The following is a 14,310-nucleotide window of genomic DNA, read 5'->3' on the forward strand; positions in this document are numbered from 1 at the left end:
TATAACTGGCCCCCTCCCAATCCCACCGGAGGATAGATATGACCAAGAGGCCAAGTCGCGTATACACTCTGATGACGCCATCAGGAAGGCTGGGGACTGTTCTCGGAACCCTGATGGCAGGTCTCTAAGTGGCTCGACCGACCGCGGGTACTTTGGCGTTGTACAAAGCGGGCAATCGCGTAGATTGCTTGGGGGCCTTTTGAGGGGTGGCGATGCTGTTCGGACAGCTTAATTCGGATATATTCACTCTATTTTCTGGGTCCAATCGTCACCTCTATGAGCGTGTGCTCATCACGGTGTATGAGAATTACTTCCGCGCCGACCTTCATTTCCCGGCTCAGACAGAGGTGATCGCTTCGATTTATGCCTGCCTCAGCGCCCATGCCAATCTTTGGCACGAAGAAGAAGCGCCCGTTACCTTCGATCAACTCCGGGCGCCCAATGGACGGCGGCTGAGGCGGCGACGCCTTGACGTCGCCGATCATCAAGCGACCAGCGAGGCCATTCAACGGGCACGGCACATCTATGCCCGGCTGATCCAGACCGGGTGGCTCGAAGAGAGCCGCTACGGGCTCAAGGTCACCGTTGACATGCCGTCAGGCGCCATGCGCCTCGCCGAGTTTCTCTGCTCGCTTCGCGAAAGTGTCTCGGAACCACTCGGTGGCCTAGTCATCGAAGTGAAGAACGCGCTCGAAGCGGTTCAGCTCAACGCGCGCGAAAACGCGCTGGGGCTCAACAAGGCCGGGCGCGACGCAGCCGCTTTCGGACGCTATTTGCGAAGCGTGCTCTCGGCCCTGCGCGATATTGATCGGCAGGTCCTTGCGAGCGACAGCGTCAAGCGCCGGCTGCGCCATTATTTCGAGGATTTCGTCGAACGCGTGCTGCTGAAGGACTATGCCGCGATCGCCACAACCTCCCATCCCTATCGCTTTCGACACAGGATCTTCGCCGCGCTCGATACGATCGAAGACTCCGCAGTTGATATAGGCGCGCTGGCAGAGACGTATCTCGAAGCGCATTTGGGCAGGGATATCGCAGAGGCGCGCGATGTTGTGATCGATGACCTCTTCAGGATCCGCCGTGTTTTCGATCGGATCGAGGAAGCGTTCGCCCGCATTCAGCAACACCGCGCCCGGCTCGAAACCCGGCTGCGCAATACAGTGCGCTACGCAGGTCGGCGAAGCGGAAGCTTCCTCCAGCGCAGTGAACCGATGCTGTTGCAACTCGATCGGTTTCATAGCGCGGAGCATCGAACTCAGTTGGCTGTCCCCGGCGCCCTGGAGATTCGTCGGGAGCTTGTGTCTCCGCTATTGTTGGCGCGTCCTCGAAACAGCCGCTTGCCGCTGGTCGGGGGCGTGCTGACATTGCCCCGGAACGACCCGGTTCGGGAATTGCGAAAGCGTCTGGAGCGCGAGTATCTGGATCGGCTGGTAGTCACGCCTCGGCAGGTGAGCCGCTTTCTGGAAAGACGCGTGCCGCCCTTTGGGGTAACACAGGCGGCGAGTTTCAGGTTGGAAAGCGTCGACGATTTCCTCGCGTTCGAAGCGCTTCGCTTAATCGTCGCTGCTGGCGAAGGGGATTTGCAGACGCATCCGCTTACGGCCCAGTTGGCACGGGATTTCGAGTTCGCCGCGGACGGTGGTCTAAACGTAGATAATCCGTGGATTGCCTGCAGCGGTTTCATGGTACGCCGCAAAGGCGACCACGTGACCATGGATGCCGCCAATGCTGATTGAATTCGCGCAGCTCGATGAGCGCGATCCGCGCCAGATGCTGCGGGTTACCCAGGTGATCAGCCATCTGCTGCGGTTCCAGTTCCTGCACACCGACGATCGCGGATCGCCGGTCTTGATGGAGACCCTGCGCCGTCCAGCCCTGATCAAGCTGGTGGAAGCCTATTTCGATGTCGCCGGATATAGGCTGGTGGTGCGCGACACCGAGGGGTGGGCCGGCATCTTGCCCGATACCGAGAGGATCAGCCCGCCGCGCATGCGCGTCGATGAGACGCTGGTGACGCTGCTCTTGCGCCGTTTGTGGGAGGAACGCATCCAGGATGGCGACATCCTGCAGCACGGTAGCGTGCTGCTCACACTCAACGAGGCGTTCGACGCATATCAAGATGTCGTCGCGCGCTCGCGCAAGGCATCGCTGTCGGTCAGCGAATTTCGTGATGTCGTCCGACTGCTGGAGCGGCGAGCGATCGTGCATCTGGGGGACTACGATGACGATGCGCAGGATATGGAGCTTACCATCCGCGCGTTGATCGCTGCGGTTGCCGGCGACGACTTCGTCGCCAGCCTCGAACAATGGCTGGCGCGCCCGGACGTCATTGAAGTTGCGGCCGATCCCGGCGCTGACGCTGGAGAGGAGCCCTACGCATGATGCAGGTTCGTCGCATCTCGCTCGTCCAATGGCATTTGCTGGGACGCGCTGATCTCGACCTGTGGGGCGACACGGCGATCCTCGGCAAGAACCGCTCGGGAAAATCGACGCTAATCGATCTCATCCAGTCGGTCATGACTGGTGGCTCGGCCCGGTTCTATCGCTTCAATCGCTCGGCAGGCGAGAGCGGCGGGCGCTCTGAGCGCACGTTGCGAGGCTATTGTCTCGGGCAACTCAACGAGCATGAATGCCTGAGACAACAGGCGATCACTCATATCGCACTGGTCTTCGACGATCCGGAAGGTGCCAGACAGCCCGTCACCATGGGGCTCTGCATTGAAGCGACCGTCCAGGACGAGGTCCAGATCGTGGGGCGCTATATCGCTCCTGGTGTTCGCGTCGATACCAGCATGTTCGTCGAGACGCTCGACAGTGGGCAGCTTATTTCAGCACCCTGGACCTTGGTCCGAGAGCGGCTGGAAACGGCCTGCAAAGCCGCCGGTAGGGAGGTTCTCCACACCGACAACGCCCGCAACCATATCCGCGACTATATGCGGCTACTGTTCACGGGCCGGCGAGCGAGCGATCCCGAGCGGTTCGTGCGTGCGTTCGTGCTCGCGCTGTCGTTTGAAGACATGCGTTCGGTCGAGCATTTCGTTCACAACTACCTGCTTGAGCGCAACGACATCGATATCGGCGAACTCAGGGAGTCGATCCAGCGTTATCGCGAGATCCAGCGGGACATCCAGGAGTTGGAACAACGCCTCGACGCGTTGACAGCGATCCAGGCGCTGATCGCTGAGTTTGCCGAGATGCTCGAACGCGAGGAGGTCGCACGCGGCGTCGTCCGGCTCGCTGGCCTGATCGAAGCCGGTGCAGCGCTTCTCGTCAACCTGTCCGATCAGCGCGCAAAGACAGCATCCTTGACTGCGACCAATGCGGAGATTTCGCGTTACGATGCGGAGATCGCAACCCTTCAGGAGGAACTGGAAAGCCTCGATGCGCAGCTTCACGCGCAGGACCAAGCCAGTCAGCGCGCGATCGTATCCGGCCAGCTGAAGGTCGCGGAACAAGCGCGCAATGCCGTGGCGGCGCGCCTACAAGCCCGGTTCGTATGCGCTGCACGCGCCACCACCTTGCTCGATCAACGCAATACATTGGTACCGCTCAAGATGGGTGATCTGATGCAGGTGCTCGACACGATCAAAGTCAAGAGCCTCGACTTGGCACCCCCCCGCTGGCCCAAAGATCCCTTCGAGATGGATCGTTTGCTGGACAGTGCAGCCACAATCGCAGTGGTGCAGTTGCCAAAGGTCATCGCTCGGCGGAATGAGGCTATTCGCTGGCGTGGCGATATCGAAGATGAAATCCGCGCGCTTTTGGCGAAGCGCGAGCAGGCGCGTGGGGGCAGTGTCGCACTCGACGACCGCACCCAGCGGCTGATGGATACCTTGACCCAGGAGGGCATGCGACCCCGCGCGCTCTGCCAAGTTGCCGAGGTCGTGAACGAGGACTGGCGCGCGGCTACCGAGGCCTTGCTCGGCCGTGACCGCGAAGCGATTCTGGTCGACCCCGAACATGCCGCGCGCGCGGTATCGATCCTCCGCGGCAGTCGCGATACGTACCGGTTCTGCCGTATCGCGAATACCCGCCGGCTGGCCGAGCTGCCACGCGACGCAGTCGCGGGGACGCTTGCCAGCGTGCTGCGCAGCGACGATCCGCTGGCGATGGCTTTTATCGTATTTCGCGCTGGTGGCGTAGCGCTGGCCGACACCCAAGAGGAGTTGCTCGGCGGCGGGCGCGCGATCATGCGTGATGGCGCCTATAATAGCGGCATCGTCGTTGAAGTTCTTCGCGTACAGGACTTCAAAGTTGGACGTGCGGCGGCGCCTCTCATGCTCGCCGAGTTGTCAAAGGCCATCGACGAGCAGCAGGGCCTGCTCGCGATCCACAGGGCAGCCGAACAGCTCCACGATGACGTGGCCAAACGGCTTGAAGCCATGATCGCGCCGGTCGCCGAGGAGGATAAACTCGACCGCCTTGCCTCCGACATCGACCGCTTTGATGAACAGCGGGCAGATCTGCAACACCGTCTCGACAAGATCGCAGCCACGGGCGATCCGGGGTTGCAAGTCGCATTGGCGAATGTCCGGTCCCGGCTGAGGGGTGCTGGCGAGGACAAGCAGGCGCTGGTAGAGGTTCGAGGCGGATTGCTCAATGCTGTCAAGGAAGTGGCGGTCCGGCTTGGCAGCGGAGAAGGTCAGCTGGGATCTAGGGCGAGCCTATCTGCTCGCCACCGCCTGTTTCGCGAGCGGGTCCGGCAGCTGGCGCAGTTCGCGCCGGTGCGTAAGGCCTATGAGGAGCTTCGCCCCTTGTCGTTGGCGCGGATGATCCAGCAACAGGCCAAGCAAGCCGATCAGGCACAGGCAGAACATCGCGACATGGAGGCACAGGTTCGCGAGGCACTCGGCCGATACCGGGTGTCTTTCGGCGGCGACGGACCTTCCGGGGCGCACGTGCGGATCATCGGCGAGATCAAGCCGTGGGTCGCGGACAGTGTCAGGGCGCTCGAAGAGAACGAACTGATACAATATCGGCGGCAGGCCGATGAGGCGGCCGATCAGATTGGCCGCCTGTTCCGCACTGCGTTTGTGCACGAACTCAACAGCCGCTTCAGCATCTTGCGAACCGAGCTGGACAATTTGGGCAAGGCGCTGAAGTCGCGCCCGCTCCACAACGAGACCTATACGCTCCACGCACATGTAAAGCCGGAGTTCGAAGCACTTTATCGTCTAGCTCGCGAGAGCGAGGAGGATGAAAGTACGTTGGGCGCGCTATTCGGCCGTGGCGCGCCGCGCGACGAGATCCAGGCGCGGGCATTGCGCGAAGTCGAGGAATTGCTGAGCGACCAGACGCTCGATTTTTCGATTTATCAGGATTACCGGAAATATTTCTCTTTCGACCTGCAAATGCAAGACATCAGTTCGGGGAGAAAGACGAGCTTTGACCGGCGGCGCGGCGTGGCGAGCGGCGCAGAACGCCAAGTACCCTATTATGTCATCATCGGAGCTGCGCTTTCCAGTATCTATCACGGGACACGCCGCCTGCAACCCGATGCCCAGCTCGGCCTGGGGCTCGCTGTTTTCGACGAAGCCTTCAGCAAGATGGATGGTCCCAACCAGCGCACCCTCCTCGATTTTTATCACGAGATTGGGCTGCAGGTCCTGATCGCAGCTCCTTCGGAAAAGCGCGCGGTCGTCCTGGAAAATTTGGACTGTATCATCGACGTTTTCCGATCCGGAGACGATGTCACGGCCGAAAGCGCTTGGATCAAGGAGCATGCGCGCGCAGAAATGCGCGCGGCAAATCCCCAGCATCTGACCGACGAAGATTTGGCCCGTAAGCTTGAACCACTGCAATCGGACGCCGCTGAATGATTCGGCGTGGGTTCACCGACAGTGCAGCGTTGCTCCACGACTTGCTCGATCGATTTGAAGCCAAGCCCGCAGTCAACCGTCATCTAGCCTATGTCGATTATGACGGGTTCACCAGCATCTCACATCAGGATCGAATGATCCGCGCGCTGGAGGTCGTTGAGCGCGAAGGCGGCGTCGCCATGCGAGGCAAGCGCGTCGACGGGATTGATAGCATCGCGCATGTGCGCCTCGTCGATCCCCAAGTCCTATATCGTCATCTGAATCGACAGCCTTCTGCGATTGGCGTCGGTAAAGCGCTGCTCCACTTGCGTTCGCGCAGTGACCTGCCGCCATCAGCGGCGGCGGCACTCGACGATCTAGCGAGTGCTTGGGCGCGCGGCGTTTCCCGGTTCATGCTGAGCGCGGGCGATGCCGAGGGACTGGCGGAGGTAGTGGCGCTCGTTCTCGCCCTGCATCGCCGCGCATCCGATCATGCTTCGATCCTGCTGGACTATCGAACATTCTCGCGAACGGCAGGGGTACGGAGCAAGGCCCTAGAACAGCGTACCGCCTCCGTAGTTGCGATATTCGAGCGCTTCTATTCTGGCATGCTGGAGCCCGGTCTTGATGCGGCAGACGCTCTGGCTACGTTCGGCGTCACGCGCTTACCGCAGCCCTTGCTGCTCAGCGGACCGCTCATGCTTGATAGTGCAGCGTTGCCGAGCACTGGCTATGTGGGTGTTCCGCCTGAAGAAGGTGATCGGCTCGGTATTGCCCAGCCCGTCGACTATGTGCTGACAATCGAGAACTACGCGCCCTTCGTCCGCCACGTCCGCGAAATAAACGCGGATCGGACTGGTCTAATCTTCTATACAGGTGGCTTTCCAGCTCGCCCGATCCTCAAGCAGATCGTCCGCCTTGCCGCGCAAGCGCATGCACCGACATTTCACTGGGGCGATATGGACGCGGGCGGCGTACGCATCTTTCTGCATCTCGAGAATGCACTGGCGGCCTACGAAATCGCACTTCAGCCGCATATGATGGATGTTGATCTCCTGATTCAGTGCGGAGCGCCAACGCGGATGCGTCGCGGATTGCGGGCGGGGGCCAACCCGAACAGCGCGATTGCCAAACTCTGGGATCACATTGCTGTAACATCGCGCGGGCACGAGCAAGAAAGTTTCGCACCGTCCTTGCCGTTGACCTAATCTAAACGGCTGCGCTTGACGGGACGCCCCAATAGGTGGCAACTGGCAAACGTACGGCGTGTTTCACGCAGTGCTTGCGCAGCGCCACGTCGGAAATGCCGAGCTCCGGCGCCACTTCGGACGCGGCACGTTCCAGATTCATGTCATTGAGCTGCTGCCGGTCAGAACGTGACGCATGAAAACCTCTCACTCGAAGTGCTAAGCACAATACGCTATATGGCCGTCCACGCTATATGACCATCTACATGGCCAGGAGGGTGACATGATCAACCTCGCAGATGCCAAAGCCCACCTGAGCGAACTAGTGGATCGGGTCGAGGCGGGAGGTTCGATCGACATCACCCGGCGGGGTAAACCGGTCGCACGGCTCACCGCCGTGACGCGACCGCGGCAACGGATCGACGCGACCCTCCTGCAATCCTTGACCGCGACCATGCCGCATCAGGCCGAGAGTTCTGCCGATCTGGTAAGGTCGGTGCGGGATGGCGACCGCTACTGATGCACTATCTCGACACGTCGCTGATCGTCGTCGCCTTTCAAATGAAGCGATGACGCCGCGCGTTCAGAACTGGTTGGCGGAGCAGGATCCGGCGCAGCTTCCACGGTGCATACGCTCGACCAAAAGCTCGCCGATGCTGGACCGTTGCTCGGCGTGGCGACACAGTTTCTGGCATGATCCGAGCCCTCTCATCCCGCCCATCAGGCATTCTCGGAGAAGCGGAAGCCGAATGGCGCCGAACGGACCAAGCAACGCGCCCGAGCCGACTGCACGGCGTTTGGATTGCTGAGGAAGCCAGGCGCGGAAGCCTACTGCACGACCAGCCAGGCAGCCCACCTTATCGTCTGAGCACTCAGATATCACCCGCCCCGCGCTCGAATGCGGCCTCGGCGACGTCCAAAGCGGTCTCAACCGCGGTTAAGAATGATTCGTCGTCCGCCAATTCCGGAGTGTATTGGCGAAGCATATAGAGCTCGAGAAGGGCAACGTAGACCGATCTCGCCAACCGTCCGGCCAATGGCTGTGTAGCGCCCGCTAGAGCAAACTCTTTGGTCACGTGATCAATACGAGCCGCATCGACCCGCTGCAGCCCTGGAATCGCCCACCTGTTCGTTCTGGGCGGCGACGCCTTGATCCAGGCGCCAGGTTGGCTCGGGGGAGCATTGTGGACATGGGACCACTGGGGGCCGCTGGCTGATCAGCGTCCCGGCCTGATCCTCAGCGGATTCGCCTTCTGGTCGACGGTCGGCAGCTTTGCAATCCCATTGATCGTCCTGGGCCTGCTCCTCCTCTGGATGACGCGCAGGGGCATCGTCGTGCCACGGTTCGTCGGCTTGGCATTGTTGGGATGGGGAACTGTTGCTACGCTGATCATGCTGCCAAGCGGCTTTCCGCTACTCGTGCTTGTTCTGATCGGCCTGTGCTTTGGCGTGCGGGGACTAAGGCCCAATGATGTGCACCGCCAGGCATCGCCCTCCTCGGCCACAAGTTGTGGCGAAACCTTTTGCCAGGCCGTTTGCGCACGCTGACAGGCTTCTTCCCGGCGCAAACTTCGGCGACACTTATGCATTGGTTATAACAGGTCTCGCCTTGGACGCGGTCGGCGTTTCGCAGCAGGTATTCGGGAGGCAGCCAAGTTGGATCAAGTGGCTGCTGGCGTTGCGAAATGGCATTGTGACGCCTTTCGGCTTGAAAACTGGACCGGAGCGGCGAAGTAAATCTGACCCCCATCTTGGCTTCTTGCCAGTTGTCAGGCAGTCCTCCAATTGTGTCGTGTTCGGTCTCGATGACTGGCATCTCGATTTCCGCGTGTTATTGGAAGTCAAGGAACGCACATCGACCCAGCATGAGATCTCGGTCTCGACCGTAGTCAAAACCCACAATTTGGTGGGCAGCAGCTATCTCGCGTTGGTGAAGCCATTTCATCGTATCGTCGTTCCTGCGATGCTAATGCAGGTGGTTTCCGACCACTAGCGTGGCCGAGCACGGGCTCGGCCGCGATCGGGTCAAGCGAAAGACGCGCCGACACCATGACGGGTCGATGGGCTGTAGCGCGTCTTTTGTTCCCATCGCGGCTGAGGAAGCGGGTCGTCAGTCACGAAATGACCGATAGCATTGACAATGCACCAAACCCTCCTCGCCTTTGGTCCGTTGGACCGATGGCGCTGCCGAGATTTCCCCATTTCTCGTCTGCGTTGTCGGTCTCTTTTCTGGCCGGGCGGGCGGCAACTCGTTCGGATTGCCCTTTAGTGGGGGAGCGTCAACGCACCGATTAAGCGGTTCAGTGCCCTGCCTTCTGGCCCTTAGGAATGTGTCTCGTGCCGAATGCCGTTGTTGAACGGTAAGAAGGGGGCTGTTTGTGGAGGCGTCCAGTATTAGGCGCTGGGGCCATCTGGTCCCGTCATTGCGTGCCATTGCTCGATGTGCGGGCGCGTTTGAGCGCCAAGCGACACACACCATGGCCAGCAACGGTAAGACTGTGATACCATTGCACAAGTTGCGTCGCCGCCGGCAGACTGTCGTTTCCGCGAAGCCGGACAAGCGCAGTGCTCAGTATCGTAAGTCTCAACCCGATGAACAAGTAGCCGCGGATTATGGAACTTGTCGTCGCCCTTGGCCTGATCGCCTTCAAGGTCGCGTTGCTGATTGCGATCCTGCTGCTGCTGCCTTTGCCGCTGACGTGGCTCGAACGCAAGATCGCCGGGCACATCCAGCAGCGGATGGGGCCGATGCGGGTGGGGTGGCACGGGCTGCTGCAGCCGGTGGCGGACGGCATCAAGCTCTTGACCAAAGAGGACCACATCCCGGCCGAAGCCGACCGCTTCCTGTTCAAACTGGCGCCGATCCTGGCGCTCGCCCCGCCCTTCGTGGTGTTCGTCGCGATCCCCTTCGGCGAAAGCGTCTCGGTCCTCGGCGCCGAGATCACGCTCTACGTCTCCAACATGAACGTGGCGCTCCTTTTCGTCTTCGCGGTGATCGGGATCGAGGTCTATGGCGTCATCTTCGGCGGCTGGGCCGCGAACAGCAAATACGCGGTCCTGGGCAGCCTCAGGACTTGCGCGCAGATGATCAGCTACGAGATCCCGATGGGGTTCGCGGTCATCGGCGTGGTCATGCTGGCGCAATCCATGAGCCTGCTCGAGATCGTGCGGGCGCAGGCCGATGTCTGGAACATCGTCTACCAACCGGTCGGGTTTTTCGTATTCTTCGTCGCCGGGCTGGCCGAAGCCCAGCGCATACCTTTTGACTTAGCGGAGGCGGAAGGCGATCTGGGGGCCGGGTTCCATACCGAATACAGCGGCATCCGCTTTGCGTTCTTCATGGTCAGCGAATACGCCGTCATGCTGCTGGTGTCGGTCCTGTCGGTCATCCTGTTCTTCGGCGGCTGGAACGGCGTGCTGATCCCGTTGCCGCCGCTCCTCTGGTTCGCGCTCAAGGTCGCGTTCTTTCTCTATGTGTTTATGTGGTTCCGCTTCACCTTCCCGCGCTATCGATACGACCAACTGATGGCGATCGGCTGGAAAGTCTTGCTTCCACTGTCACTGGCGAACATAATAGTAACAGGTGTTGCTTTCCTTTGAGGGCCACCCCAAGCGAGGCGGCGATGTCGCGCGCACTGCACATAAGTGGAACATGGATCGGCTGGGCATTCTTCGCCGATCTAGCGGGCGCCTTGGCGCTGACCTTCGGCTACATGTTCTCCAGATCCGTGACCATGCAGTATCCTGACAAGGAAAAATGGTTGCCCTATTCGCGTTACCGCGGGCATCACTTCCTGACGCGCGACGAAGAGGGCGAGATCAAGTGCGTGGCCTGCGAACTCTGCGCGCGGATTTGTCCCTGCGACTGTATCGAAGTCATTCCCTACGAGGACGAGAAGGGCAACCGGCATCCAGCTAAATTCGAGATCGACATGGCCCGCTGCCTGTTCTGCGGGCTGTGCGAGGACGCCTGCCCGGCCGACGCGATCGCGCTTGGCCAACAGTACGAATTCTCGAGTTTTTCCTCGCGTGACCTGGTGGTCGGGCGCGACGACCTGCTCGGCAAACCGGGCAAGGCGACGACCGGCGGCGGCGTCGTCGCCGCGCGCCTGAACACCGAACAGGACGTGCTGGTCGAGACGAGCGAGCCTCAGGGATACAACTGGTGGCGGAATATCCGCCGAACGTGAACGCGCGGCAGCCGTCAAGCCGGAGCACAGGAGGCTCAGATGCTTGTCCGCCAAATCTTGAAGACCAAATCTCCCGAGCTCATCTCGGTCACACCAGATCAGACGGTCGTAGAAGTCCTGCGGCTGTTTCGGGACAACAACATCGGATTCGTGGTCGTCAGCCGTTCGCCCGGGGAATGCCTGGGCACGCTGTCGGAGCGGGACTGCTGCTATGCGGTGGCTGAATACGGAATCGAGGCGCCCACAATGCGGGTCGCCGACATCATGAACCGCAGTGTGGTGACCTGTTCGACACAGGATTTGCTGCCCTTTGTGATGTCGCTCATGACCGACCGACGCACGCGCCATGTGTTGGTCATGGATGGCGACGCTTCTGTCGGCGTGGTGAGCATCGGCGACGTGGTCAAGCACCGGCTCGACGAATTGCTCCGTACCGAGCAAGCGTTGAGCGATTACATTGCCGGCACCCCTTATCACTGAGGATGCAAACCCGGGGGAGCCGATTAGGGTGAACTGCCCGGAAGCTCGGCAATGCCTTGGCCGCGATTTTCAGGGCGCGCCCCGACTCCGGTGGCGAGGGCAGCGTGCGCCTTTTGAACCTCCACCGGACAAGGGTATTCGCCCCGCCGCATAAGGCTGTTGAGACGCAGGTCTCTATAGTTTTCAGGCACGAACACGAGGCCCGGGGGAAAATGCCTGTTGACCTTGAGCTGCGCCCTCAGTTCGCCCTGGGCGGATCGCACGACCACCTGATCGCGATCCGAAAGGCAAAGCTGCGCGGCGTCCCACGCGCTCATCTCAACATATGGGTCATCCGCCACCGTATTCAGGATCTCCGAGCGTTCGGAAAGATATCCATTGTGGAACAGGCCGTTGCCGGTGACCAACATGAGCCGGTCGGCCGCATTCGGGTTAGGCGGAGGGGCGAAGAACTCGCCAACCGGCGGCGTCGGGTCCGCCGTGGTGAATGCTCCGTCGGCTCCAAGCCCGTCCGTCAGCCCTTGGTAGGCCGGAACCAGCCGGGCAATCTCGCGGAAGATTTCGCCTTGCATCGGTTGCAATGCCTGGTTGCGGAGCGCTGCGACGAAGTCGAAGATCGCTAGATTGCCCCGCGCCTCGAAGGCGGGTTCGCGGAACTTGCAGACCTTCTGGATCCGGCCCTCGTTGTTGGTGAAGGTGCCGGTTTCCTCGCCATAACCCGCCGCTGGCAGGACGACATCGGCCACGCCCACCGTATCTGTGAGGAACGTGTCCTGCACGATCAGGAGATCGGTGGCATCAAGCGCCCGCTTGACGAATCCCCGGTCGGGATAGGCCATCAGAGGGTCGCTTCCGGCGATATAAAGCGCGCCTACCCGCCCCTCGTTACAAAGCGCCAGCATGGCGTCGAGATCTGCGCCCGGCTCAGGCGGAATTTCGGCGCCCCAGGCCCGTACGAGAGCGGTGCGCGCCGCATCATCGTTGACCGGGCGCAGCCCCGGCAGCGCCGCCGACAAAACCCCCATGTCCCAGGCGCCCAACTGGTTGGCACGGTCGAAGAGGAACTGCATCGCCAGGTCCTTGCCGAGTATGCGGAGAAGCTGCAACAGGTTTCTGAGTTGCTGCAACGTCGCGCGCGCTTCGGGTGATCTCAGGAGATCGGCGCTGACAAGAACGGTGACGCTGCGGCCTTCCAGCAGCGCGGCGACCAGACGGTCCGGCCCGTTACTCTCTGCGGTCGCTTCCGGCCCACCGCTTGTCGCGCCCATGTCGGCAAAAACGTCACGCGGCAAGGCCTGACCAGCCGCCGCCACCAGCCCGGCCACTACCGCGGCAAGGCTCGCTGCCTCACCGCCCGGCCGAACGCGAACGACCACCCGGGCATCGGCGTCCAGACGGGATGGCCGCGCCGAGAGCATGAGCAACCCGGTCTGCCGCCGCCGGGCGCTGTCTCGCAGCAGGTATTCAGTGACCGGGTTCTCGTCGGTCACGTTGCCACCGACGACAAGCACGCAGTCGTTGCCGATCACCTCCTCCAGCGGCGCGCGGGTGTAGAAGCCCGCCACCAACGGGCCGAGCGTCTCGAAGGGCGTGGACCAGCGCGACGAGCAGTCGATGTTGTTGGTCCGGAATACCGTCCGCATCAGCTTCTGGAACTGATAAAGCACCTCGTTGGGCAGGCGCGGCGAGGCCAGCCCGCCCGCAGCCTTGCTCTCGACGGCCGACAGGCCTAGGCGCAGGTAGTCCCCGGCTTCGTCCCAGGAAACCGGAACCAAGGCACCATCACGACGGATCATCGGCCGCTTGATCCGGTCCTGGCTCTCTACGAAATCGAGGCCGAAGCGTCCCCGCACGCAGAGCGTTTCGCGGTTGAGCCCCTCGTCCCACTTCGAGCGGACCCGCATGAACTCGCCCTTGCGTGTGCCGACGGTCAGCTGGCAGCCCGTGCCGCAGTGCGGACAGACCGTGTCGGTCTCGACCAGATCCCAGGGCCGCGCCTTGTAGCGATAGGGGAAGCTCATCAGCGCGCCAACCGGGCAGACCTCGACGCAATTGCCGCACTGGTCGCAACTCGCGAGACTGCCCTCGAAGCCGGTGACGGCGGTATCCATGCCTTTTTCGATGGTGCCCAAGGCGACCGCTCCGACCACGTCCTCGCACATCCGGACGCAGCGCTGGCACTGGATGCAGCGGTTGACGTTCATGATGATGACGGGGCTGAGACGGATGTCCTCGGAGTGGAACACACGTTTGGCATCGCGGAATCGGCTTTCCCGGGGCCCGTATGCCATCACCATGTCCTGAAGCTCGCACTCGCCGCCCTTGTCACAGATCGGGCAGTCGAGGGGGTGGTTGGCAAGCAGCATGTCGAGCATGGAAGAGCGCGTTTCGTCGATCAGCGGCGTGTTAGTCCGCACCACCATGCCGTCGGTGACCGCGGTGGCGCAGGAAGGCTGCAGCCGCCGCTGCCCTTCGATCTCCACCAGGCACATGCGGCAGGAGGCCAGCGCCGGCAGCCGCTTGAGATAGCAGAAGGTCGGGATTTCGATGCCCAAACGCTCGGCAGCCTGCAGCACCGTAGAGCCTGCCTCCACTTCCAGCGATTGTTCATCGATCGTGACGCTAACCATGACTTTCTTGCGGCCTTCTCCCTGC

Annotated in this window: 12 protein-coding genes and 1 pseudogene; 11 read left to right on the forward strand and 2 right to left on the reverse strand. The window is 61.5% G+C overall.

All coding sequences use genetic code 11. The features are described 5' to 3' along the window. The first annotated feature begins 212 nt into the window (after positions 1-212). Genes AC0L3O_RS04950 through AC0L3O_RS04965 form a run of 4 tightly spaced genes read left to right on the forward strand, consistent with a single transcriptional unit; the run spans position 213 to position 7,006 of the window. The gene (locus tag AC0L3O_RS04950; protein WP_473614979.1) at positions 213-1,736 is read left to right on the forward strand and encodes a Wadjet anti-phage system protein JetA family protein; all 1,524 of its coding nucleotides are present in this window, start codon (positions 213-215) and stop codon (positions 1,734-1,736) included. Next, positions 1,726-2,382 carry a DUF4194 domain-containing protein gene (locus AC0L3O_RS04955; RefSeq protein WP_473614981.1) on the forward strand — a complete coding sequence of 219 codons (657 nt, stop codon included), beginning with the start codon at positions 1,726-1,728 and terminating at the stop codon, positions 2,380-2,382. Before AC0L3O_RS04950 ends, AC0L3O_RS04955 begins: the two co-directional genes overlap by 11 nt. Then, positions 2,379-5,819, forward strand: coding sequence for an SbcC/MukB-like Walker B domain-containing protein (locus AC0L3O_RS04960; protein WP_473614983.1), 3,441 nt, complete (start codon positions 2,379-2,381; stop codon positions 5,817-5,819). Before AC0L3O_RS04955 ends, AC0L3O_RS04960 begins: the two co-directional genes overlap by 4 nt. Then, a complete protein-coding gene (locus tag AC0L3O_RS04965) occupies positions 5,816-7,006 on the forward strand; it encodes a Wadjet anti-phage system protein JetD domain-containing protein (protein WP_473614984.1) in 1,191 nt (396 codons plus the stop codon). Before AC0L3O_RS04960 ends, AC0L3O_RS04965 begins: the two co-directional genes overlap by 4 nt. Position 7,007: 1 nt before the next feature. Here the strand turns inward: AC0L3O_RS04965 and AC0L3O_RS04970 are convergent, their stop codons facing one another. After that, the gene (locus tag AC0L3O_RS04970) at positions 7,008-7,148 is read right to left on the reverse strand and encodes a hypothetical protein (RefSeq protein WP_473614985.1); all 141 of its coding nucleotides are present in this window, start codon (positions 7,146-7,148) and stop codon (positions 7,008-7,010) included. Between the two features lie 120 nt (positions 7,149-7,268). Here AC0L3O_RS04970 and AC0L3O_RS04975 point away from each other — a divergent pair, with 120 nt between their 5' ends. The 7 genes and pseudogenes from AC0L3O_RS04975 (at position 7,269) to AC0L3O_RS05005 (ending at position 11,655) form a co-directional block, all read left to right on the forward strand. Further along, positions 7,269-7,505: a type II toxin-antitoxin system Phd/YefM family antitoxin gene (locus AC0L3O_RS04975; RefSeq protein WP_473614987.1), complete on the forward strand. Its 237-nt coding sequence runs from the start codon at positions 7,269-7,271 to the stop codon at positions 7,503-7,505. Further along, a pseudogene (locus tag AC0L3O_RS04980) lies at positions 7,505-7,605 on the forward strand (VapC toxin family PIN domain ribonuclease); the annotation flags it as partial. The gene AC0L3O_RS04975 and the pseudogene AC0L3O_RS04980, both read left to right, overlap by 1 nt. 529 nt (positions 7,606-8,134) lie before the next feature. Next, the gene (locus AC0L3O_RS04985) at positions 8,135-8,533 is read left to right on the forward strand and encodes a hypothetical protein (RefSeq protein WP_473614989.1); all 399 of its coding nucleotides are present in this window, start codon (positions 8,135-8,137) and stop codon (positions 8,531-8,533) included. Then, the gene (locus AC0L3O_RS04990) at positions 8,496-8,978 is read left to right on the forward strand and encodes a DUF2867 domain-containing protein (protein ID WP_473614990.1); all 483 of its coding nucleotides are present in this window, start codon (positions 8,496-8,498) and stop codon (positions 8,976-8,978) included. The genes AC0L3O_RS04985 and AC0L3O_RS04990 overlap by 38 nt, the downstream gene beginning before the upstream one ends. Before the next feature lie 620 nt (positions 8,979-9,598). Continuing rightward, positions 9,599-10,585 (forward strand): NADH-quinone oxidoreductase subunit NuoH, encoded by a 987-nt coding sequence (nuoH, locus tag AC0L3O_RS04995; protein ID WP_473524255.1) that lies wholly within the window; start codon positions 9,599-9,601, stop codon positions 10,583-10,585. A 23-nt stretch (positions 10,586-10,608) separates the two neighbouring features. Beyond that, complete coding sequence (locus tag AC0L3O_RS05000) at positions 10,609-11,175, forward strand: NADH-quinone oxidoreductase subunit I (RefSeq protein ID WP_023800392.1); 567 nt, start codon at positions 10,609-10,611, stop codon at positions 11,173-11,175. A gap of 39 nt (positions 11,176-11,214) precedes the next feature. After that, a complete protein-coding gene (locus AC0L3O_RS05005; protein WP_023800391.1) occupies positions 11,215-11,655 on the forward strand; it encodes a CBS domain-containing protein in 441 nt (146 codons plus the stop codon). A gap of 23 nt (positions 11,656-11,678) precedes the next feature. On the opposite strand, the gene nuoG is transcribed toward AC0L3O_RS05005, so the two are convergent. Next, positions 11,679-14,285: an NADH-quinone oxidoreductase subunit NuoG gene (gene nuoG / locus AC0L3O_RS05010; RefSeq protein ID WP_473615021.1), complete on the reverse strand. Its 2,607-nt coding sequence runs from the start codon at positions 14,283-14,285 to the stop codon at positions 11,679-11,681. Positions 14,286-14,310: the final 25 nt, after the last annotated feature.

Source organism: Mesorhizobium sp. WSM4810 (assembly GCF_055811235.1).

What these genes read in the sequence shown, in the direction of transcription:
- AC0L3O_RS04950 (WP_473614979.1), top strand. Translation starts at nt 213, where the DNA reads ATGCTGTTCGGACAGCTTAATTCGGATATATTCACTCTATTTTCTGGG.
- AC0L3O_RS04955 (WP_473614981.1), top strand. Translation starts at nt 1,726, where the DNA reads ATGCTGATTGAATTCGCGCAGCTCGATGAGCGCGATCCGCGCCAGATG.
- AC0L3O_RS04960 (WP_473614983.1), top strand. Translation starts at nt 2,379, where the DNA reads ATGATGCAGGTTCGTCGCATCTCGCTCGTCCAATGGCATTTGCTGGGA.
- AC0L3O_RS04965 (WP_473614984.1), top strand. Translation starts at nt 5,816, where the DNA reads ATGATTCGGCGTGGGTTCACCGACAGTGCAGCGTTGCTCCACGACTTG.
- AC0L3O_RS04970 (WP_473614985.1), bottom strand. Translation starts at nt 7,148, where the DNA reads ATGAATCTGGAACGTGCCGCGTCCGAAGTGGCGCCGGAGCTCGGCATT.
- AC0L3O_RS04975 (WP_473614987.1), top strand. Translation starts at nt 7,269, where the DNA reads ATGATCAACCTCGCAGATGCCAAAGCCCACCTGAGCGAACTAGTGGAT.
- nuoH (WP_473524255.1), top strand. Translation starts at nt 9,599, where the DNA reads ATGGAACTTGTCGTCGCCCTTGGCCTGATCGCCTTCAAGGTCGCGTTG.
- AC0L3O_RS05000 (WP_023800392.1), top strand. Translation starts at nt 10,609, where the DNA reads ATGTCGCGCGCACTGCACATAAGTGGAACATGGATCGGCTGGGCATTC.
- AC0L3O_RS05005 (WP_023800391.1), top strand. Translation starts at nt 11,215, where the DNA reads ATGCTTGTCCGCCAAATCTTGAAGACCAAATCTCCCGAGCTCATCTCG.
- nuoG (WP_473615021.1), bottom strand. Translation starts at nt 14,285, where the DNA reads ATGGTTAGCGTCACGATCGATGAACAATCGCTGGAAGTGGAGGCAGGC.